The sequence below is a fragment of the Arthrobacter sp. R4-81 genome (assembly GCF_054792365.1).
Genome location: NZ_CP096445.1, coordinates 2,905,879 through 2,925,091 on the forward strand (window position 1 = coordinate 2,905,879; position 19,213 = coordinate 2,925,091).

The 19,213-nt window shown below is 61.7% G+C and carries 17 protein-coding genes; 11 read left to right on the forward strand and 6 right to left on the reverse strand.

Going from position 1 to position 19,213, the window contains the following annotated elements:
* The first annotated feature begins 65 nt into the window (after nucleotides 1–65).
* The 5 genes from M1E05_RS13540 to M1E05_RS13560 all read left to right on the forward strand — a co-directional run bounded on the left by M1E05_RS13540 (nucleotide 66) and on the right by M1E05_RS13560 (nucleotide 5,902).
* Nucleotides 66–701, forward strand: coding sequence for a ScbR family autoregulator-binding transcription factor (locus tag M1E05_RS13540; RefSeq protein ID WP_461163264.1), 636 nt, complete (start codon nucleotides 66–68; stop codon nucleotides 699–701).
* Between the two features lie 501 nt (nucleotides 702–1,202).
* On the forward strand, nucleotides 1,203–2,585 hold the full coding sequence (lpdA, locus tag M1E05_RS13545; RefSeq protein WP_458110839.1) for a dihydrolipoyl dehydrogenase: 1,383 nt from the start codon (nucleotides 1,203–1,205) through the stop codon (nucleotides 2,583–2,585).
* Nucleotides 2,586–2,702: 117 nt separating this feature from the next.
* On the forward strand, nucleotides 2,703–4,502 hold the full coding sequence (sucB, locus tag M1E05_RS13550; RefSeq protein WP_461163265.1) for a 2-oxoglutarate dehydrogenase, E2 component, dihydrolipoamide succinyltransferase: 1,800 nt from the start codon (nucleotides 2,703–2,705) through the stop codon (nucleotides 4,500–4,502).
* Nucleotides 4,503–4,664: 162 nt separating this feature from the next.
* On the forward strand, nucleotides 4,665–5,015 hold the full coding sequence (locus tag M1E05_RS13555) for a hypothetical protein (RefSeq protein ID WP_461163266.1): 351 nt from the start codon (nucleotides 4,665–4,667) through the stop codon (nucleotides 5,013–5,015).
* 455 nt (nucleotides 5,016–5,470) lie between these two features.
* Nucleotides 5,471–5,902, forward strand: a complete 432-nt coding sequence (locus tag M1E05_RS13560; RefSeq protein WP_458110842.1) for an OsmC family protein — start codon at nucleotides 5,471–5,473, stop codon at nucleotides 5,900–5,902.
* Nucleotides 5,903–6,041: 139 nt separating this feature from the next.
* Here M1E05_RS13560 and M1E05_RS13565 read toward each other — a convergent pair whose 3' ends face one another.
* A complete protein-coding gene (locus tag M1E05_RS13565) occupies nucleotides 6,042–9,542 on the reverse strand; it encodes a S41 family peptidase (RefSeq protein WP_461163267.1) in 3,501 nt (1,166 codons plus the stop codon).
* Between the two features lie 84 nt (nucleotides 9,543–9,626).
* On the opposite strand from M1E05_RS13565, the gene M1E05_RS13570 reads away from it, so the two are divergent.
* A complete protein-coding gene (locus M1E05_RS13570; RefSeq protein ID WP_458110844.1) occupies nucleotides 9,627–10,538 on the forward strand; it encodes a TIGR01777 family oxidoreductase in 912 nt (303 codons plus the stop codon).
* Here the strand turns inward: M1E05_RS13570 and M1E05_RS13575 are convergent.
* A complete protein-coding gene (locus M1E05_RS13575; RefSeq protein WP_458110845.1) occupies nucleotides 10,514–12,292 on the reverse strand; it encodes a protein kinase domain-containing protein in 1,779 nt (592 codons plus the stop codon). The two genes, M1E05_RS13570 and M1E05_RS13575, sit on opposite strands and share 25 nt — an antisense overlap.
* Nucleotides 12,293–12,411: 119 nt before the next feature.
* Between M1E05_RS13575 and lipB the strand changes: the two genes are divergently transcribed.
* The 4 genes from lipB (at nucleotide 12,412) to M1E05_RS13595 (ending at nucleotide 15,428) form a co-directional block, all read left to right on the forward strand.
* Complete coding sequence (gene lipB, locus M1E05_RS13580) at nucleotides 12,412–13,080, forward strand: lipoyl(octanoyl) transferase LipB (RefSeq protein WP_247045032.1); 669 nt, start codon at nucleotides 12,412–12,414, stop codon at nucleotides 13,078–13,080.
* Nucleotides 13,077–14,084: a lipoyl synthase gene (gene lipA / locus M1E05_RS13585; protein ID WP_461163268.1), complete on the forward strand. Its 1,008-nt coding sequence runs from the start codon at nucleotides 13,077–13,079 to the stop codon at nucleotides 14,082–14,084. Before lipB ends, lipA begins: the two co-directional genes overlap by 4 nt.
* A gap of 96 nt (nucleotides 14,085–14,180) precedes the next feature.
* Entirely contained in the window at nucleotides 14,181–14,945 is a 765-nt protein-coding gene (locus M1E05_RS13590) for a DUF4191 domain-containing protein (RefSeq protein WP_461163269.1), read from the forward strand.
* Between the two features lie 120 nt (nucleotides 14,946–15,065).
* Nucleotides 15,066–15,428, forward strand: coding sequence for a DUF3817 domain-containing protein (locus M1E05_RS13595; protein WP_461163270.1), 363 nt, complete (start codon nucleotides 15,066–15,068; stop codon nucleotides 15,426–15,428).
* Nucleotides 15,429–15,486: 58 nt separating this feature from the next.
* On the opposite strand, the gene M1E05_RS13600 is transcribed toward M1E05_RS13595, so the two are convergent.
* Complete coding sequence (locus tag M1E05_RS13600) at nucleotides 15,487–15,924, reverse strand: RDD family protein (protein ID WP_458110848.1); 438 nt, start codon at nucleotides 15,922–15,924, stop codon at nucleotides 15,487–15,489.
* A gap of 301 nt (nucleotides 15,925–16,225) precedes the next feature.
* Between M1E05_RS13600 and glnA the strand changes: the two genes are divergently transcribed.
* Entirely contained in the window at nucleotides 16,226–17,650 is a 1,425-nt protein-coding gene (glnA, locus tag M1E05_RS13605; RefSeq protein WP_309105587.1) for a type I glutamate--ammonia ligase, read from the forward strand.
* 120 nt (nucleotides 17,651–17,770) lie between these two features.
* On the opposite strand, the gene M1E05_RS13610 is transcribed toward glnA, so the two are convergent.
* The 3 genes from M1E05_RS13610 to M1E05_RS13620 form a co-directional block, all read right to left on the reverse strand.
* Entirely contained in the window at nucleotides 17,771–18,031 is a 261-nt protein-coding gene (locus M1E05_RS13610; protein WP_461163271.1) for a hypothetical protein, read from the reverse strand.
* Nucleotides 18,032–18,169: 138 nt separating this feature from the next.
* On the reverse strand, nucleotides 18,170–18,691 hold the full coding sequence (locus tag M1E05_RS13615; RefSeq protein ID WP_461163272.1) for a GNAT family N-acetyltransferase: 522 nt from the start codon (nucleotides 18,689–18,691) through the stop codon (nucleotides 18,170–18,172).
* A gap of 57 nt (nucleotides 18,692–18,748) precedes the next feature.
* Nucleotides 18,749–19,168, reverse strand: coding sequence for a VOC family protein (locus M1E05_RS13620; RefSeq protein WP_461163273.1), 420 nt, complete (start codon nucleotides 19,166–19,168; stop codon nucleotides 18,749–18,751).
* Nucleotides 19,169–19,213 lie beyond the last annotated feature (45 nt).

Sequence of the window (19,213 nt, forward strand, 5' to 3'; positions counted from 1 at the left end):
CCGCCGGCAGGCACGGGGCGGGGAATTTCGCCGGAGAACGCTTCGTACAGAGTTGAGGTCAATAAATGGTCCTTCAGGATCGCGCCAAAGCAACCCGTGAGGCGATCATTGCAGGCGCGGCTGCCGTCTTTGAAGAGCACGGCTACGGCAACGCAAGCCTGACCCAGGTGTCCCAGGCGGCCAAAGTGACTAAGGGAGCCCTCTACTTTCATTTCCAAAGCAAGGAAGACCTTGCCCGTGCAGTGATCGAAGAACAGCACCGGATAGTTCTCGCGGAGGGCCAGGCCATCCTGGCTGAAAGCCGTCCGGCACTGACAACGATGATCCTGATGTGCCGGGCGTTCGGACTCAAGCTCATCCATGAACCGGTAGTCAGGGCCGGCATCCGACTCACGCTGGAAGCGACCGCTTTCGGACAACCTGTGCGCGGACCCTATGAGGACTGGATCGACGCCATGGGACATCTGGCAGAACAGGCCCGGGAGGAGAAGCAGATCCGGTCATCCGTTACTGCTGCCGCCTTTGCGCGCTACTTGGTCGCTTCCTTCACAGGGGTCCAGATGGTGTCCGGGATCCTGACCGACCGGCGGGACGTCATGCAACGCATCGAAGAGATGTGGTCCATCCTTTTGCCCGGAATCATGCACGAGGACTATGACGAGGACCCCATGGCTCTCGCGGCTCTTATCTCAGCTAAATAACGATCGCCCATAAACCGGTCAACCATATTGTTTTAGACCCCGGTTGCGCATACCCTCGTCTAGGTACCAATGATTCCCGGCCAGCCATGATGGGGGCCTGGAACGAAGTCTGTGTGCCGGCGCAAGCTTTGGGGGGCGTCGGCAACGCCTGGATCAAGCCGGGCTGTACCGTGATCCGCCTTCCTCGCGGGTCTGCTGGCGGGCAAGCCATTGATGGCCCAGCCCTTCGCAGGCCCGCGACAGGTGTGCCATCGCCCCCGCGTCCGCCGATGTTGAACATCCCGGCCCTCTGATCCCTTCGACACAAAGCTGCGTGACACTGACCACAAGCGCTCCACAAACGCCGCTCCAAGGTGGAGCATGGATAAGTGGTTCGCTAAGGTGAACTTTGGTAGTCACAAATGCAAGAGAACCTGCCTGCTGGCATAATCACGGCAGAACAAGTTCCAAGACCAGATGATGCGTACTCTCGCGTCATCGTTCACGCGAGGGAGCGTTTTAGTGGCCGATCAGGCAACTGCGCAAGAATTCGACATCCTGGTACTCGGTGGTGGCAGCGGCGGATACGCCACCGCCCTGCGTGCTGTTCAGCTCGGCTTCACTGTTGGGCTGGTTGAAAAAGCCAAGCTTGGTGGAACCTGCCTCCACAACGGCTGTATTCCCACCAAGGCACTCCTGCACTCCGCTGAATTGGCAGATCATGCCCGCGATGCCTCAAAGTACGGGGTCAACGTGACCCTTGACAGCATCGACATGACTGCGGTCAACGCCTACAAAGACGGCATCATCGCCGGCAAATTCAAGGGCCTGCAGGGACTCATCAAGTCCAAAGGCATCACCGTTATCGAGGGTGAAGGCAAGCTCCAGGGCACCGACACCATTGTCGTGAACGGAACAGCCTACAAGGGCAAGAATATCGTGCTGGCCACAGGCTCGTACTCCCGCTCTCTGCCGGGGCTGGAAATCGGCGGACGCGTCATCACCTCCGACGAAGCTTTGACCATGGACTACATCCCGAAGAGCGTCATCGTTCTGGGCGGCGGCGTCATCGGCGTCGAATTCGCTTCAGTCTGGAAGTCGTTCGGAGTTGACGTCACCATCGTCGAAGGCCTGCCTTCGCTGGTTCCCAACGAGGACGCCGCCATCGTCAAGCACCTTGAGCGTGCCTTCAAGAAGCGGGGCATCAAGTTCTCCACCGGCACCTTCTTCCAGGGAGTCGAGCAGGACGAAAACGGTGTCAAGGTCACGCTGGTCGATGGCCAAACCTTCGAGGCCGAACTGCTCCTGGTAGCAGTCGGTCGCGGACCGGTTACTGCCAACCTCGGCTACGAGGACGCCGGCGTCACCATTGATCGCGGTTTTGTCATCACCAACGAGCGCCTGCACACCGGCGTTGGCAACATCTATGCCATTGGCGACATCGTCCCAGGGGTCCAGCTGGCGCACCGCGGTTACCAGCAGGGCATTTTCGTGGCCGAGGAAATCGCTGGATTGAAGCCAGTGATCGTCGAGGATGTCAACATCCCCAAGGTCACCTACTGCGATCCCGAAATCGCGACGGTCGGCTACACGGAAAAGGCCGCCAAGGAGAGGTTCGGCGACGACCAGGTCCAGACCCAGGAATACAACCTTGCCGGCAACGGCAAGAGCTCCATCCTGGGCACTAGCGGCATCGTTAAACTGGTCCGCCAGAAGGACGGCCCCGTCGTCGGTGTCCACATGATCGGTGCGCGCATGGGCGAGCAGGTCGGCGAGGCCCAGCTGATCGTGAACTGGGAAGCCTACCCGGAGGACGTGGCCCAGCTGGTACACGCCCACCCGACGCAGAATGAGTCACTGGGCGAGGCCCATCTTGCTCTGGCAGGCAAGCCCCTTCACGGCTAATCATCCCGCAAGGCAACAGGGTTTAGTGCACCCGGCAGTAACTGCTGCGTGCACTAAGCTCGAACAACGCAGCAGCAACCATCCGCACTAAAGATCAATAAGGAGAACGGGGACGATATGTCTGAATCCGTTAACTTGCCCGCCCTCGGTGAGAGCGTCACTGAAGGAACCGTTACGCGCTGGCTTAAGCAGGTAGGTGACCGGGTAGAAGTGGACGAGCCGCTGCTCGAAGTATCCACTGACAAAGTAGACACCGAAATCCCCTCTCCGATCGCCGGTGTGATCGAGGAAATTCTCGTTGCCGAAGACGAGACCGCCGAAGTAGGTGCGCCCCTGGTCCGAATCGGGGACGGCTCTTCTTCGAACGGCGCGGTGGCTCCGGCCGCTGCAGAGGAAGCACCCGCTGCTGAGGCTGAGGCACCGGCCGCTGAAGCGCAGGCAGCACCTGCCGCAGAGGCGCCTGCCGCTGAGTCAGCCCCGGCGGCTCAGGCGCCGGAAGCTGGAGCTGCACCGGCTGTTGGCGGCGAGGGCCATGAAGTCACACTTCCGGCCCTGGGCGAAAGCGTCACTGAGGGTACGGTGACCCGCTGGCTCAAGGCTATCGGTGACAGCGTCGAAGTTGACGAGCCGCTGCTCGAGGTCTCGACCGACAAGGTGGACACTGAAATTCCGTCGCCTGTGGCCGGAACCCTTCAGGAAATCCGTGTTAACGAGGACGAGACCGCCGAGGTCGGCGCCGTCCTGGCTGTCATCGGTTCCGGAGCCGCGGCTCCGGCACAGGAACCCGCCCCTGCGGCCCCGGCACAGGAACCGGCACCTGCCCCCGAAGCAAAGCAGGAGGCACCCGCTCCTGCTGCTGCACCGGCACCCGCTGCCGAAGCCAAGCAGGAGGCACCCGCCGCCGCACCCGCACCGGCTCAGGCTCCTGCTGCGGCGGCTACCGAGCCGGCTGCAGAATCCGGCTACGTGACTCCCCTGGTCCGCAAACTGGCCAACCAGCAGGGTGTGGACATCTCCTCGCTCACGGGAACAGGCGTCGGAGGCCGGATCCGCAAGCAGGACGTGCTGGATGCAGCAGAAGCGAAGGCAGCAAGTGCAGCTCCGGCTGCTGCTCCTGCGACGGCTGCTGCACAGGCCGCACCTGCCGCACCTGCCGCATCGGCCCCGTCAGCTGCATCGGCTGCCGCTGCTTCCCTCCGCGGTACGGTACAGAAAGCGCCCCGCATCCGTCAGGTTATCGCCCGGCGCATGCGCGAGTCGCTTGATGTTTCGACCCAGCTGACCCAGGTCCACGAGGTGGACATGACGAAGGTTGCGAAGCTCCGGCTCAAGGCCAAGAACTCCTTCCAGGCGCAGAACGGCGTGAAGCTGACGTTCCTGCCCTTTATCGCCAAGGCTGTTGCCGAGGCGCTGAAGCAGCACCCGAAGCTGAATGCAGCCTACGACGAGGAAAAGCAGGAAATCACGTACCACAACGCCGAGCACCTGGCGATTGCCGTGGACACAGACAAGGGCCTCCTGGTTCCTGTCATCTCCGACGCCGGCAACCTGAACCTCGCCGGCCTTGCCGGCAAGATTGCCGACGTCGCCGACCGTACCCGCAACGGCAAGATCGGCCCGGACGAGCTCTCCGGCGGAACGTTCAGCATCACCAACATCGGATCGGTCGGCGCACTGTTCGACACCCCGATCATCAACCAGCCGCAGGTCGGCATCCTGGGAACTGGAGCCATCGTCAAGCGGCCTGTAGTCGTCACTGATGAGAACGGCGATGACTCACTGGCCATCCGCTCCATGATGTACCTCTCCCTGACGTACGATCACCGACTGGTCGATGGAGCAGATGCAGGTCGTTTCCTGCAGACCCTGAAGGCACGCCTCGAATCAGGTGCCTTCGAGTCTGACCTGGGGCTCTAACCCTCAGCAGGGCTGACATTTCAAGCACGGCGGCGGCGCGGGCAACGGTGGAACATCCACCAGAAGCCAGGGCCGCCGTCGTCGTTTGACCTGTAGTTTCCGGAAGCGAAACGCGCGACCGCCTTACTACAGGCCGTAGAACTCTCTGACTAGACTGATGCAATGAACATCGTCTTTGACATCATGGTCTTCCTTCACATCGTTGGCGCCGCAATGATCGTCGGCATCTGGATCGGCAACATGAAAAAGCCAACGGTCCACCCGCGGCAGTTCGACGGCGCCGCGCTGCAGCTCCTCACAGGCATCGTGATGATGGGTCTCATCCCGGCATTGGACAGGGATGCCAACTACATGAAGCTCGGCGTCAAGATCGTGATCGCCCTTGTGGTCGCCGTCCTGGCTTTCATCGGTAGCCGCAAGTTCAAGAAAGGCGAACCAGTCAGCAAGGGACTGGCACACAGCGTGGGCGGACTTGCCCTCCTGAACGTTGCCATTGCAACTCTCTGGAACTAGGTCAACATCTCCCCGGCATGTCTCCGGCGCCTGTTCTCAGGGTTGGGGCTGCCCGGGTATAGGTAAAGGTGCCGTGGCACTGCGAATGTTGAACCCAGCGGCTACGACTGGCCGCACCCTGCGGCCGTCTGCGTCGACGTCGTCACCGTTCCTGATCCCGAAACGGTGAAGTACAGCGTGCACCTCGATCTCGCCACCACGTCTGTGTGCCTTGGGGGCCACTGACGCCGACGTCGGACACGGCAATGTGCCATGGAGGGTGCCTCGCAAACACCGAGGGCAAGGAGTTCTGCGTCCTGTCTCCGGGCTGAGCGAGGGATTCACGTCCTCAATTGATTAGTTCACAATCCTCTAACAGCGGACACTGCTGCACTTCAACTCGGGAATCCATAGGATTGACCCGGAGGGAAAGGCCCCAGGCCTGACCCGGTACCAATTCAAGCTGAGGAGCGGACATGGCAGCAACACGCAACGCACACACTGTATGGAACGGCGACCTGATGACGGGTTCAGGCGCAACGACACTGGATAGCTCCGGACTGGGCACTTTCGACGTGACCTGGAAGGCCCGCACCGAAGAGGCCGAGGGCAAGACAAGCCCAGAGGAACTGATTGCCGCAGCCCACTCGTCATGCTTCTCCATGGCCTTCAGCAACATGCTTGCCAAGGCCGGGCACACCCCCGAGGAGCTGTACACCACGGCTGCGGTAACGTTTGTTCCCGGCACCGGAATCACGGGAAGCCACCTCACCGTCAATGCCAAGATTCCGGGCATCTCCGAAGAAGAGTTCCAAAAGATCGCCGCGGAAGCCAAGACCGGCTGCCCCGTTTCCGGCGCGCTGGCCAGTATCGATATCTCCCTGGAGGCGACGCTCGCCTCTTCCTGATCACAAGGCATCACGAAGATTCCTGATCCGGGCGCCGCAGCCGTGACGCACCGGGTTGGGACAGCTCAAAGGCCCCGTTGAACTGATAGTCAGGAAAGCCTGACATCAGCCCGACGGGGCCTTTGGCGTCGGCTCGAAGTCAGTCTGCCTGCTTCCGGGCAGGCAATGGAGCAGGGACCACCCGACGGTAACCTTCCCGAAGCGGCGGACGGTCCGTGGGGAGCTCCTGGATCATTTCTTTCAATGCCCCGATGCCATATTCCAACTGCGGATCGCGTCCGGCCGCGTAGGCATGGGGCGGGAACGTTACCTCGATGTCAGGGGTAACACCGAAATTCTCTATGTCCCACCCGACTCCCCCGCTGAACCAGGTGGCATACCGGGGCTGTGTCACTCCGGTGCCGTCGGCGAGCGTAAAGCGGTTGTCGATGCCCACGACGCCGCCCCAGGTCCGGGTGCCGATAACCGGCCCGATTCCTCGCAGCTTCGAAACCTGGGTGATGATGTCGCCGTCGGAACCGGCAAATTCATCCGCGAGGATCACAACCGGCCCACGCGGGGCATGGTGAGGGTAGGTACGGGGCTTCTCTCCCCGTGGCATGCTCCACCCCGTCACCTTGCGTCCGATAAGCTCGGCCACCAGCTGTGATGTGTGTCCACCTCTGTTCCGGCGAACATCCACTATCAGCCCGTCAAGGGCCGTTTCAGTGTCCAGGTCCCGGTGCAGCTGTGCCCATCCATTCGGCATCATATCCGGGATATGGAGGTAGCCAAAGGTAGCGTCAGAGGCCTCCCTGACGGTGCGCCGGTTGGCGGTTACCCATTCCTGGTAGCGCAGCCGCTCCTCGTCCTTCACTGGAACTACAGCGATCCGTCTCTGGTGTCCTGTCGCGTCACCGTGACCGGCGCCGTTGAGGATGGTCAGCTCCACGGCCCGTCCAGCGGCGCCCACCAGCTGGATGGCCGGCGTGAGAGTCTCAGAAAGTTCGACGCCGTCGATGGCCAGGATCACGTCCCCGGCTTTGGCATCGGCTCCTGGACGTGTCAATGGTGACGTGGCGAGGGGATCCGACGATTCACCGGCGAGTATCCGGGTTATTTCCCACCCCTGCCCGGTGAAGGCGAGATCGGCACCCAGGCGGCCCTGCCCGTTGCTGCCGTTTTCGGTGACAGCGGCCGGACGCACATAGGCATGTGACGTGCCAAGTTCACCGTGGAGTTCCCACAGGAGGTCCACAAGATCATCGTGTGACCCCAGACGATCCACAATAGGGCGATACCGGCTGTGCACGGACTCCCAGTCCTGGCCGGCCATGTCCTCAGCCCAGAAGAAGTCACGCTGCAGGCGCCAGGCTTCATCAAAAGCCTGTGCCCAAACACTCACAGGATCCATCAGCACCCGGACCCTGCCCAGATCCACGGAGACCAGCTTGCCGGATTCTTCATCCGCCTTGGCCCCTGACGGCGCGACCTTGACGGCTTTCTCGTGGACGAATACCACCTTCTTCCGGTCTCCGGACAGGGTGTAACGGTCCAGCGAGTCGACGATCGTGGCGTCCTTGCGGGTGCTCAGGTCAAAACGCACCAGCCGAGGCGTGGGTTTCTTGTCTTCGAGCGTTGCCCTGCCGTCCCCCGTCGCTCCGGCAAGGGGGCTGTCCATCCAAAGCAACCCACCGTCGGTTGCCGAGAGAGCGGAATAGTTGCCTTGCGGAACGGGGACGCTGATCACACGGTGGGCCAACCCGTCCGGGTCCACCCTGACCTCCGGAGAGTCCGCTCCCCCTGTCTTCTGCTCGTCGCCGTCTGCATTCGGCGCTTCGCCGCCGTCCTGCAGATCCACCGTCGGCCCAAAAGGCGAAGGTGTATCGGCTGCCAGCGCCACAAGATAGGGCTTAATGGGACTCGGGAAGGACAGGTCGAAGGAATGTCCGTCGTAAACAGGGTCAAAACTGCGGTTGGAGAGGAACGCGAGGAACTTACCGTCAGGCGTGAACGACGGCGACTCGTCCCGGAAGCGCCCATCAGTGACGCTGATGACTTCCATGCGATCAGTCGAAACGCGGGCCATCCTGATCCGGCTCCGGGATCCGAAGGAGGTCACCGGCTCGGACCACCCCAGCCACGAGGAGTCCGCCGACCAGCAAAAGCCTTCTATAGTGCCCTCGCCGATGCTGGTAACGAGTGACAAAGAACCCGCACGGGTGTCCGCCAGATAGACGTCGCCAAAGGCGGTGCCCACGGCGAGCCATCGTCCGTCCGGGCTGGCCTCCAGGGCGCTGGCGCGTGTGGACTTCGGGAAGTCAATGCGCAAGGCCTGTGTCGCGGGGACACTCGAAGCAGCCGATGGCCCGGCAGACCCGCCAGCAACATCAGCATCCTCAAAAGCGTCGTGCTGGCGGCCTTCAGCCGGGTGGCCGGCAGGCGGGCTCTCATGACCCGCCCCAACCGGGCGGTTCAGGCCGGCAGCCGACACGGGGCTGGGCAGCACGGTTCCCTTGCTTTGCCCGGAATTGGCCTTGGCGGCCTTAATCCCGGCCGGGGCCGGGACGAGCAGGCCGGCGATGGCCTTAACGTAAAGGGCCTCAACCCCGCCATGATCAGCAACATAGGCGATCCGCCCATCCGTCAGCGGCCGCGGAAGCCGTCCACGCACTCCGGGTGTGGCTTCAATGATTCGCGAGGGGCCGTCTTTGTGCCGGAGCCAGTGGATGGTTCCATGGGCTTCAACAGCGCTTGATGTTCCCGTATGATCCGGAATCACTTCCCCAAGATGCTTCGCTGTCTTAAGGAGCGAGCTGCGTCGGGACTGGGACGCCGAGCCCAGCGAGATGTCCAGCCTCACGGCCTCCGAGGCAAGGTCAGGCAGAACCCACAGCTCGCCTGCCGATTCAAAGATGATGCGCTTTCCATCAGTGGCCGCGTGGCGGGCGTAGAAGTCCTCGTGGTCCGTGTGCCTGCGAAGGTCAGCCCCGTTCGGCAGCACTGAATACAGGTTCCCGTACCCTTCATGGTCTGACAGAAAAGCGATCCGTCCGTCCACCCACATGGGGTCAGTAAGGTTCCCGTCAATCTCCGGAAGAAGCCTTTCGAACTCGCCGTTTCCGTCATCATCGATCCACAGTTTGCCGGCTGTTCCGCCACGGTAGCGTTTCCACCAGGCGGGCTCCCGCGACAACACGCTGGCCAGCACGACCGGCCGCTCGTCGCCGATTTCCGGGCCAAAGGCCACGGACTCTACTGGCCCGAACGGAAGCTCCTCCGCCCAGCCGCCATCCAAGGGCACACTGTAGGCGTGGGTATGACGCCCTTCAGCCTGGCGGAAAGCACTAGTGACGACGACGTCACCGGTTGCCGTAAATCCCTTGACGCGCGTGGTGGCGTGTCCGAAGTACGTCAACTGACGGTAACCGCCGCCGTCGACATCGGACGTGACCACTTCCGGGTTGGTACCCTGCACCACTGTCCACACCAGCCGCTTGCCGTCCGGAGTGAACCGGGGATTGCGGGCGGGCAACTGAAGAGACGAGACCCGCCAGGCGCGGCCCCCTCCCAGAGGTGCAATCCAGACGTCGTCCTCGGCCACGAAGGTGATCAGGTCGCCGTGCAGATGCGGGAAACGTAAATAGCTCGAAGAGGTCATCAGTTGATCATAGTCAAAGTCCTGCACTCAACTGTCATGGACTGACACGCATCCGGCGGACGTCTTCCCGTGGTGAGATTGCACATGCAGATAGTCATTTCAGGTGCTTCAGGGCTTATTGGAAGCGCACTGATCCGCAGCCTCCGCGGGAACGGTCACAATGTTCGGACCCTCGTTCGCAGGCCGCCCGCCTCAGCCTCGGAAATACGATGGGATCCTTCGCAGGGTGTTCTCGACCCGAGTGCCATCGAGGGTTCAGACGCCATCATCAATCTCTCTGGCGCGGGAATCGGTGACAGGCTCTGGACTCATGCCAGGATCCGGGAACTGTCTGCCTCACGGGTCCTGTCCACCCGAACCCTTGTCAAAGGAATGAAACAGCTGGGGTCTCCGCCCTCCGTCTTCATCAGCCAGTCGGCTTCCGGCTACTACGGGGATGCCGGCGCAACCATCCTCAGCGAAGAATCACCGGCCGGAAGCGGAGTCTTGGCCAGGCTCTGCCTCGAATGGGAAGCGGCAGCCACCGAAGCCCCACACGGTGTCCGTGTAATCACACCGCGGACGGGAGTAGTGCTCAGCCCGGCTGGAGGAGCCTTGGGCAAGCTGCTTCCGCTCCTGCGGCTCGGGCTGGGAGGCCCGTTGGGCAACGGCCGGCAGTATTGGCCGTGGGTAACCCTTCCCGACGTCGTGTCCGCCTTTTCGTTCCTTCTTCGGTCGCCGCTCGCGGGACCCGTCAATCTGGCAGCACCGCACGCGGCCGAGCTCCACTCCCTTATTTCCCATCTGGGGTCCGCGCTGAACCGGCCGGCGCTTTTGAGGGTTCCAGCGCCCCTCCTGCGCCTCGGCATGGGCAAGCTGGCGGATGAACTCCTGCTGGCAAGCCAGCGGCTCGATCCCGTGGTGCTCACGTCAGCCGGTTTCCAATGGCAACATCCATCGGTGAAGGACGCAGCCAGATGGATCGCAGGCCGTCAGGTGGGAGGCAGGATCTCCTGAATGCGCCATCGGCCGTCCACCAGAAGCAGGACCAGCCGGAGTTGTTCCTCACCGCCGGCCGCCAGATTGGCCACCAAAGCACCTGAAGCATCCAGTTCCTGATAGGCGGATGTGGACGCAGTAATGCTGAGAACTGCCCGATCGGCCGTGCTTTCGCGCTCAGTGTCTACCTTGGAGAGTGTGGTGGTGAAACCTGCCAGCCTGTGGCCGGACCTGGCCAGCACCGCAACAGTCCTGGCGTCAGCCTCCGCCGCATCGGAACCCTTAACATTGACTTGGTTCAGCAGTTCGTGTCTGCCGGAGCTGAATGCTGTTGATCGCAGCCAGGCTAACCCCCGCGCCGCCTGGTCGGGCGCGCTGGAATCAATCTGCTCACGGATCTCCTGAGGCATTTCCGCTGGGAGGTTTCCGGGAACGCCAGCGGAACTCTCTGCAGCGGAGCCTGCCTCATCGCCGGCTCCCCCGGCCCGCGGTGAAACAATCCCTGCTTCTGGCCAGGAGGCCAAGGCAGCCCCAAAAACTTCGGGCAGCCACCAGTTGATACCCGCGCCTGTCGACAACAGCAGCAGGGCGATGCCGGCAAGGCGAAGCGGCCGGGGACTCCTTCGCCTGCAGGCTGTCCGCCGTCCACGCCTGGTCTCCTGACTTGCACTGGCTGTTGCCGATGGGCGCGACTCCAAAAGATTTGCCGGACCGGAAGGAGGTCCTTTGCGTGCCGGATGCCTTGGGAACCGGCGCCTCCACTCCCGGTACCGCCGCATCCATTCCCTGTACCCGATGAAACGGACCAAAGGATGATCCTGGGGAGGCAGGCTCCTTCGCGTCAGCAGTTCCGGAATCACGGTGGGGTGGACGGAGGCGGCAAGATCGACAGGAGCTGCTTCCGCGCTTCGATACACTGCTGTCGCGAACTCGCGTGCGGTGGGGCGCAGTCGTCGCTCATCATGAAGTGCGGCTTCAAGCGCCGCTGCAAGCTCCGGCGGCGCATCCTGCAGCAAAAGTGTCAGAGGGGGCCTGCGGGAAGTCTTCGGCGGCGGGTTTCCGGTCAGGCAGTACCAACCGACAGCGGCAAGGGAATATACATCCCGCTCCGGCTGAAGTCCGGCCCTGAGGGTGTGGTCCGGTGCAGGATCCTTGAAGCCCAAGGTGCCGTGTCCTGAAACGGCCACGGCATCCCCGACCATTTTGCTGACACCGAGGTCTGCCAGCAGAGGCTTACCCTCTGCGGAAAACAGGACATTGCCCGGTGAGACGTCCGAGTGCGTGAATCCCTGGCTGTGAAGGTATGCCAGAGCTTGGGCCATAGGCGTCAGGACGGTGACCGTTTCGCCAACAGTGAGCTTTCCCCGTGTTGCCACCAGTTCAGCAAGAGAGCCACCCGCGGCAAAATCCATGACCAGACCCAAGCTGCCGTCACCAACGCCTCCGAGCCTGACGACGTCGTACGCCCTGACAAGATGGGGGTGATCCAGGGCCGACAGGATACGGATCTCACGGCGAATGGATTCCTCTTTGGAGACGTCATCAGAAGCATCCTCCATGCATTTCAGGGCAAAGCTGCGGCCCGTCGCTTTCTCGCTGACGAGCCAGACGGCAGCTGAAGCGCCTTTGCCCAGTTGACGCCCCACCTCGTAGCCGGACACCAAAGGCCTTGTGTCCCCAATGTCGGCGGCAGCCAGGGCAGGGCGCGTAACGAACGATTCCCCGCCAGTTTCCATGCTGATCTCCGGCCTGGCCCGCTGGAATTTATCCATAGTCAAGGAATAGCCGATTCCGCAGAATCCCGCAGAAGTTATCCACAGCCCCCTCTGTTGCGGTGAGAGCTTAAGCACAGAACCGGGCACGACGGCGGACGGGGTCTAAGCTGTTAGGCATGACTCTTGAGTTTTCCCAGCTGGGTCTGGCCCCGGATTTCGTTGACTACACGCGTGCTTGGGAAATCCAGCGCGAACTCCACGACAACGTCGTCGCCGGCAAAGCACCCAGCACAGTCCTCCTCCTCGAGCACTCCCCCGTTTACACAGCGGGCAAGCGTACTGAGGAACATGAACGTCCCTTCGATGGGACACCGGTGGTACCGGTAGACCGCGGGGGCAAGCTCACCTGGCACGGTCCGGGCCAGCTGGTAGGTTACCCCATCATCAAGCTGAAGAACCCTGCAGGTATCCGCGACTATGTGGAACGCCTTGAAGCAGTAATCATCGCCGTTCTGTCGGACTACGGCCTGAAGGTGGAACGAATTAAGGGACGGGCAGGTGTCTGGATCGACCAGGACGAGAAGGGCCCGGCCCGCAAAATCGCCGCGATCGGGATCCGTGTCAGCGACGGCGTGACAATGCACGGCTTTGCCATCAACTGCAACAACGATCTGGCACCCTATGGCCAGATCATTGCCTGCGGTATCACTGACGCCGGCGTGACCACGATCGCCCAGGAAATCGGCAGAGACGTAGCTCCGGCGGATCTCGTTTCGCGGATCACGGAAGAACTGCGCAAGAATGAAGACGCCCTAGTTGCGATTCCCGAAGGAGCTCTACTGTGACACTGGCACCAGAAGGCCGGAAAATGCTGCGCATCGAGCAGCGCAACTCGGCCACACCGGTGGAGCGGAAACCGGAGTGGATCAAAGCGAAGGTCCAAATGGGACCGGAATTCGTTAACCTCAAGAACCTGGTGAAGAAGGAAGGCCTCCACACCGTCTGTGAAGAAGCAGGCTGCCCCAACATTTTCGAATGCTGGGAGGACAAGGAAGCGACCTTCCTGATTGGCGGCTCCGAATGCACCCGGCGCTGCGATTTCTGCCAGATTGACACAGGGAAGCCCTCGCCGGTGGACATCTTCGAACCCACCAAGGTTGCGCGGTCGGTCCAGTCGATGCAACTGCGCTACGCCACGGTCACGGGCGTCGCGCGCGACGACCTCGAAGATGAAGGCGTGTGGCTGTACGCGGAAACAGTCCGCAAGATCCATGAACTTAACCCGGGCACCGGTGTCGAACTGCTGATCCCGGACTTCTCCGGAAAGCCGGAGCACATCGAGGCGATCTGCGATTCCAAGCCTGAGGTGTTCGCCCACAACGTGGAGACCGTACCGCGCATTTTCAAGCGCATCCGGCCGGCGTTCCGTTACGACCGTTCGCTGGACGTCATCACGCAGGGCCGTAAGCTCGGCATGGTCACAAAGTCGAACCTCATCCTCGGAATGGGCGAAACACGGGAAGAGATTTCCGAAGCCCTCAGGGACCTGCACGACGCCGGCTGCGACCTCATCACCATCACGCAGTACCTGCGGCCAAGCGAACGCCACCTTCCGGTGGACCGCTGGGTCAAGCCGCAGGAGTTTGTAGACCTGCAGCAGGAAGCGGATGAGATCGGCTTCCTGGGAGTCATGAGCGGACCGCTGGTGCGGTCCTCGTACCGCGCCGGCCGTCTCTGGGCAACCGCAATGCGTAAAAAGGGCTGGGAAATCCCGGCCGAGCTCGCCCACATCGAGAGCTCCGGCAGCACCCGCCAGGAAGCCAGTTCGCTCATCGCAGCCCGCTCCTAGAACCGCACCCCGAACAATTGCGCAGTGGCTGAGGGCCGGATGCCGGGCTTCCCGGCGTCCGGCCCTCAGCCATCAATCACGTAGAATTGAGGCACTATGGCGAAATCCCCTGATTCCAGCAACACCACTCCGGCATCCTCCGATGAGCCGAAACGTGGCCTCTTTTCACGTAAGCCCAAAGCAGCGAAGGTCAAGAAGCCAAGCCGTCTGAAGCAGATCGGCGAGGTCTTCCAAATGACCCGGCGCCACGACCCCATGGTGCCGTGGCTGATGCTGCTGGTATTCCTTGGCGTCGTCGCTGTCAGCTTCCTGGTCGGTTTCTGGCTGGAGAACTGGGTTACCGGACTCATCATCGGCATCCCTCTTGGTCTCCTTGGGGCAACGCTGATCCTGTCCCGCCGCGCCGAGCGCGCGGCGTTTGCACAGATTGAGAACCAGCCCGGAGCGTCGGGGGCCGCCTTGGGCACACTCAAGCGCGGATGGATCACAGAAGAGCAGCCGGTAGCTGTTAACCCCAGGACGCAGGATGCTGTCTTCCGGGCCATTGGGCGCCCGGGCGTCGTGTTGGTCAGCGAAGGGCCCACTCATCGTGTGAAGCCGCTGATCGAGGCCGAGCGTAAGAAGCTCGCACGCATTCTTCCCAACGTTCCTGTCCACGTGATCCAAAGCGGCCGGGGCGAGGGTCAGGTCCCCCTCAGCGAAGTCGCCAAGAAAATGGGAAAGCTGAACAAGGAGCTCACCAAGATCGAGGTCAGCGCCGTATCGAAGCGGATTGGTTCGCTGGGAAACCGTCTCCCGATCCCGAAGGGTATCGATCCCTACAAAGCACGTCCTGACCGCAAAGCAGCACGCGGCCGCTAGCTGGACCGCAACGCCCCGGTAACGGCCAACTCGCCACAACCGGGGCGTTTCCTTTTGCCGCGGCAGCAACCTCTCGCCTGCCCCCCTGAACGCGCCACCCTTGAATCGGAGAACCCGCACATGAAACTTCCCTCGAAACCTGCCGTAATCCGGATCTTCAAAATACTCGCGGTGGCGGAAGCTTTCAGCTGGGCTGCCCTGCTGATCGGAATGTTCCTCAAATGGGTGCTGAGAATTACCGAGCTGGGAGTTGAGATTGCCGGACCAATCCACGGCGGCCTGTTCATCGGCTACTGCATCGCCGCGCTGATCCTGTGGCGCCTGCAGCGCTGGCCGTTTCTCGTGGCGCTCTTCGCGGGACTTTCCGCGGTTCTGCCATTTGCCACGTTGGTGTTTGAACAATGGGCTGACCGTCGCGGTTACCTGACGGCTTCAGCGGAGACTTCCCCGGCAGCGGACGCACTCCAGGAAGCCGGAGTCTGATCGGCCACGCCGACGGCACATACTGGCACCCAAGCCTGCGGGGCCGGGAGGGCCGGCTTTACAGGCGGACGAGTACCGTATTCATCGCCTTGTCATGCAGGCCGCGCTGATCGGGGTCAAAAATTACTGCTGGAATAACCAGGCACAGCAGAAGGGCCCGGACCAGTGCCCGCAAGGGTCCCGCGGGCCCGCCGCCGAGCTTGGTGACGTGGATTCCGGCGATGCGGTGACCAATGCTGTAGCCCAGCGTGCCAACCAGCAGGATCTGCTCGGCGGCAAAGACGGCCAGAGTGGCCCAAGGATCACCCGCAAAGGCAAAGTTGCTGATGAGGAGGGCGATTCCCCAATCAATGCAGATGCCGAGGATGCGTCGGCCCGCCCGCGCAATGGAACCCGGGCCTGATTCGGGCAAATTAAGCCGTTCCCCCGGATATTTGGACGTTCCCGAAGTATCGGGCCCACTGAGCCATGAACCTATGTCTTTTCGATCAACCACTGAACAAGACTATCGGCTTCCCAGGCGCCGGGTGCTCCGCCCTCATCCCCGTGACACCCTGGGCGCTCACAGTGTGGAAGCAGGTAGACCACAGTGTGGACGCCCATTACCGTTTACATAGCAGGCGCGTCTGTAACCTGCCGGAAACAAAGCCGACACAGCAGAGAAATCCCTTATCCCTAGGGTGTTAACAGTTGCTAGCGAGCTATGAACGGGGACGGCGATTCGCTTTCCCCGCTGTTGTATTGCGCTGGACAGTTTGGCTTTCCAGCCAGTTATTCCACATGCATAAGGAGCATAGATGTTCAAGACTGCGGACGAAGTCCTCACGTTCATCCAGGACGAAGATGTTAAATTCGTTGATATTCGCTTCACCGACCTCCCTGGCGTCCAGCAGCACTTCAATGTGCCCGCCAAGAGCGTTGACGCTGACTTCTTCGTCAACGGGCAGCTCTTCGACGGGTCCTCCATCCGCGGCTTCCAGGGCATCGCAGAGTCCGACATGCAGCTCATCCCCGATGTCACCACCGCTTTCCTGGACACGTTCCGCATGGAGAAGACCCTTGCGTTGAACTTCTCCATCGTGAACCCGCGGACCGGCGATCCTTACCACCGCGACCCGCGTGGCGTGGCTGAAAAGGCCGAAGCCTACCTCGCCTCCACCGGCATTGCAGACACCGCGTTCTTTGCTCCCGAAGCCGAGTTCTTTGTGTTCGACAACGTCCAGTACCAGTCCACGCCCCAGGGCAGCTTCTACAAGATTGACTCTGAAGAGGCTCACTGGAACACCGGCCGTGAAGAAGAAGGCGGGAACCTCGGCAACAAAACCCCGGTCAAGGGCGGCTACTTCCCGGTTTCCCCCACTGACAAGCAGTCTGACCTCCGCGATGCCATGTGTATTGCACTTGATGAAGCAGGCCTTGAAGTCGAACGCAGCCACCACGAGGTCGGCTCGGCCGGTCAGGCTGAGATCAACTACAAGTTCACTACTCTGACTCACGCGGCAGATGACCTCCAGAAGTTCAAGTACGTCGTCAAGAACACCGCTGACGCCTGGGGCAAGTCAGTAACCTTCATGCCCAAGCCGGTCTTCGCGGACAACGGTTCAGGCATGCACTGCCACCAGTCCCTCTGGAACGATGGCGACCCGCTGTTCTACGACGAGAAGGGCTACGCCGGACTCTCGGACACCGCCCGCTGGTACATCGGTGGTCTGCTGAAGCACGCTTCTGCTGTCCTCGCCTTCACCAACCCGACGGTGAACTCCTACCGCCGCCTGGTCAAGGGCTTCGAAGCTCCTGTCAACATGGTGTACTCGCAGGGCAACCGCTCCGCTGGTATCCGTATCCCCATCACGGGCACCAACCCGAAGGCCAAGCGCATCGAGTTCCGCGCTCCGGACCCCTCGTCCAACCCCTACCTCGCATTCGCTGCCCAGCTGATGGCCGGTATCGATGGCATCCGCAACCGCATCGAACCGCCTGCTCCCATCGACAAGGACCTCTACGAGCTGCCGGCCGAGGAAGCCAAGGACATCCCGAAGGCTCCCGGCACGCTTGAAGAAGCACTGACCGCACTGGCCGAGGACAACGAGTTCCTGCAGGCCGGCGGCGTCTTCACCCAGGACCTGATCGACACCTGGATCGAATACAAGTACGAGAACGAAATCCGCCCGCTGTCGCTGCGCCCGAACCCCTACGAGTTCGAGCTCTACTACGGCGTGTAGCAGCATTACAGGGACTTGAACATGGTTCAGTCCGCAGAGAGTCCGCACGCGCTGCCGGCAACGGCAGCACGTGCGGACTTTCTTTTGTCTGAACCTCTTTGCCCTGACTCTGTGTGCGCTTCAGGGCCCTGACTCTGTGCGCTTTACGCGGATCGGGGGGAAGTCGTCGATGGCAAGCTCAGCGAGCTTCGCATAGATCGCCTGCATGTATCCTGCGCTGTCTGGATGGACAAGGATGGACACCACCCGCGGGCCAATCCAAAGCTCCACCAGCAGATCTCCGTTGCTTCGCGTTACGAAAACATCTTCAGCCACCCAGGCCACACCACCCTTGATGCCAAACAGCGCTGTGGCACCCCTGTCCCTTTGAGCTCCACTCATGGGCCGAAGGTAAGTCACATCCCATAGTCGAAACACCAGTAACCTGTACGCGCGTTTATCCAGCCACAAGCCCACGGTACTCAGGTGATGAAGAGAATCAACCTGACGTATGCCCGCCACAAGGGGCCAGGGCAAGATTCAGCGGACGAACGCTCTGTACATGGTCCGCTGAGGGCCTGCTGCGCCGCCCAGATAAGCGCCCTGATCCTCAAACCCGGCTTTTTTGTAGGCGGCCTGTCCGGCGGGGTTGCCCTCATTCACTGAAAGTACAACGCCGGTCTCGCCGCCGCCCAGCCTCGCAGACAAACGCCCTGCTTCCTGGAAGGCCGCCTGGGCTGCGAGGGTGCCCAAGCCCCTTCCCTGGTCCTCCCTGCGGATGAGGAAGCCCCGAAGCAGCCAGGCGCTCTGATCGTCTGCCCAGCCAGCCAGCCGTGCCGCTCCCACCTGAAGCGTCAGAACTCCGACCGCCCGGCCATCGGATTCCACGACGTAGGGGAACCGGGACTCTTCTGCCAGCCCCATCAGCATCATCCGCAGCGGGTCTCCGACCAAGTCTGACTGACCTGGCGCCAATTCCAATTGGGCGGCTTCGCCGAGCTGAATGGCTCGCCCCTCTGCGTCGAGGCTCTTCAGGGGGATAAGCCAGACGAAAGCGTGCATGCCTATCAGGTTACCGAACGGGCGGCCTGTGCCGGCCGCCGTCGTCCGCGCTGGGAGCTATTCCTCCGCAGAGTCTGCGGGCGGACCGGCGGGGTCCATCCACATGACTTCCCAGAGATGGCCGTCCGGGTCCTGGAAGCTGTGGTTGTACATGAAGCCGTAGTCCTTGACCTCCTGGGATGGACTTCCACCGGCCGCAAGGGCCTTCCGCACGGTTTCGTCCACGGCTTCACGGCTGTCGACTGAGAAGGCCATGATGGCTTCAGTGGTCTCCGTACTGTCCGCGATGCTCTTGGACGTGAACGTCTTGAAGAAGCCCTCCACCAGGAGCATGACGAAGGCGTTGTCGTTGATGATCATGCAGGTGGCATTCTCATCCGTGAAATCCGGGTTGAAGGAGAATCCAAGCGCGCTAAAGAACTCGACGCTCCGATTGAGCTCCTTGACGGGAAGATTCAGATAAATTTGGGTTGCCATCCGCTCAAACTAGCACCCTGAATTGTGCGTGTCAGCCCTTTCGCA

What these genes read in the sequence shown, in the direction of transcription:
- M1E05_RS13540 (WP_461163264.1), top strand. Translation starts at nt 66, where the DNA reads ATGGTCCTTCAGGATCGCGCCAAAGCAACCCGTGAGGCGATCATTGCA.
- sucB (WP_461163265.1), top strand. Translation starts at nt 2,703, where the DNA reads ATGTCTGAATCCGTTAACTTGCCCGCCCTCGGTGAGAGCGTCACTGAA.
- M1E05_RS13555 (WP_461163266.1), top strand. Translation starts at nt 4,665, where the DNA reads ATGAACATCGTCTTTGACATCATGGTCTTCCTTCACATCGTTGGCGCC.
- M1E05_RS13560 (WP_458110842.1), top strand. Translation starts at nt 5,471, where the DNA reads ATGGCAGCAACACGCAACGCACACACTGTATGGAACGGCGACCTGATG.
- M1E05_RS13565 (WP_461163267.1), bottom strand. Translation starts at nt 9,542, where the DNA reads ATGACCTCTTCGAGCTATTTACGTTTCCCGCATCTGCACGGCGACCTG.
- M1E05_RS13570 (WP_458110844.1), top strand. Translation starts at nt 9,627, where the DNA reads ATGCAGATAGTCATTTCAGGTGCTTCAGGGCTTATTGGAAGCGCACTG.
- M1E05_RS13575 (WP_458110845.1), bottom strand. Translation starts at nt 12,292, where the DNA reads ATGGATAAATTCCAGCGGGCCAGGCCGGAGATCAGCATGGAAACTGGC.
- lipB (WP_247045032.1), top strand. Translation starts at nt 12,412, where the DNA reads ATGACTCTTGAGTTTTCCCAGCTGGGTCTGGCCCCGGATTTCGTTGAC.
- M1E05_RS13590 (WP_461163269.1), top strand. Translation starts at nt 14,181, where the DNA reads ATGGCGAAATCCCCTGATTCCAGCAACACCACTCCGGCATCCTCCGAT.
- M1E05_RS13595 (WP_461163270.1), top strand. Translation starts at nt 15,066, where the DNA reads ATGAAACTTCCCTCGAAACCTGCCGTAATCCGGATCTTCAAAATACTC.
- glnA (WP_309105587.1), top strand. Translation starts at nt 16,226, where the DNA reads ATGTTCAAGACTGCGGACGAAGTCCTCACGTTCATCCAGGACGAAGAT.
- M1E05_RS13610 (WP_461163271.1), bottom strand. Translation starts at nt 18,031, where the DNA reads ATGAGTGGAGCTCAAAGGGACAGGGGTGCCACAGCGCTGTTTGGCATC.
- M1E05_RS13615 (WP_461163272.1), bottom strand. Translation starts at nt 18,691, where the DNA reads ATGCACGCTTTCGTCTGGCTTATCCCCCTGAAGAGCCTCGACGCAGAG.
- M1E05_RS13620 (WP_461163273.1), bottom strand. Translation starts at nt 19,168, where the DNA reads ATGGCAACCCAAATTTATCTGAATCTTCCCGTCAAGGAGCTCAATCGG.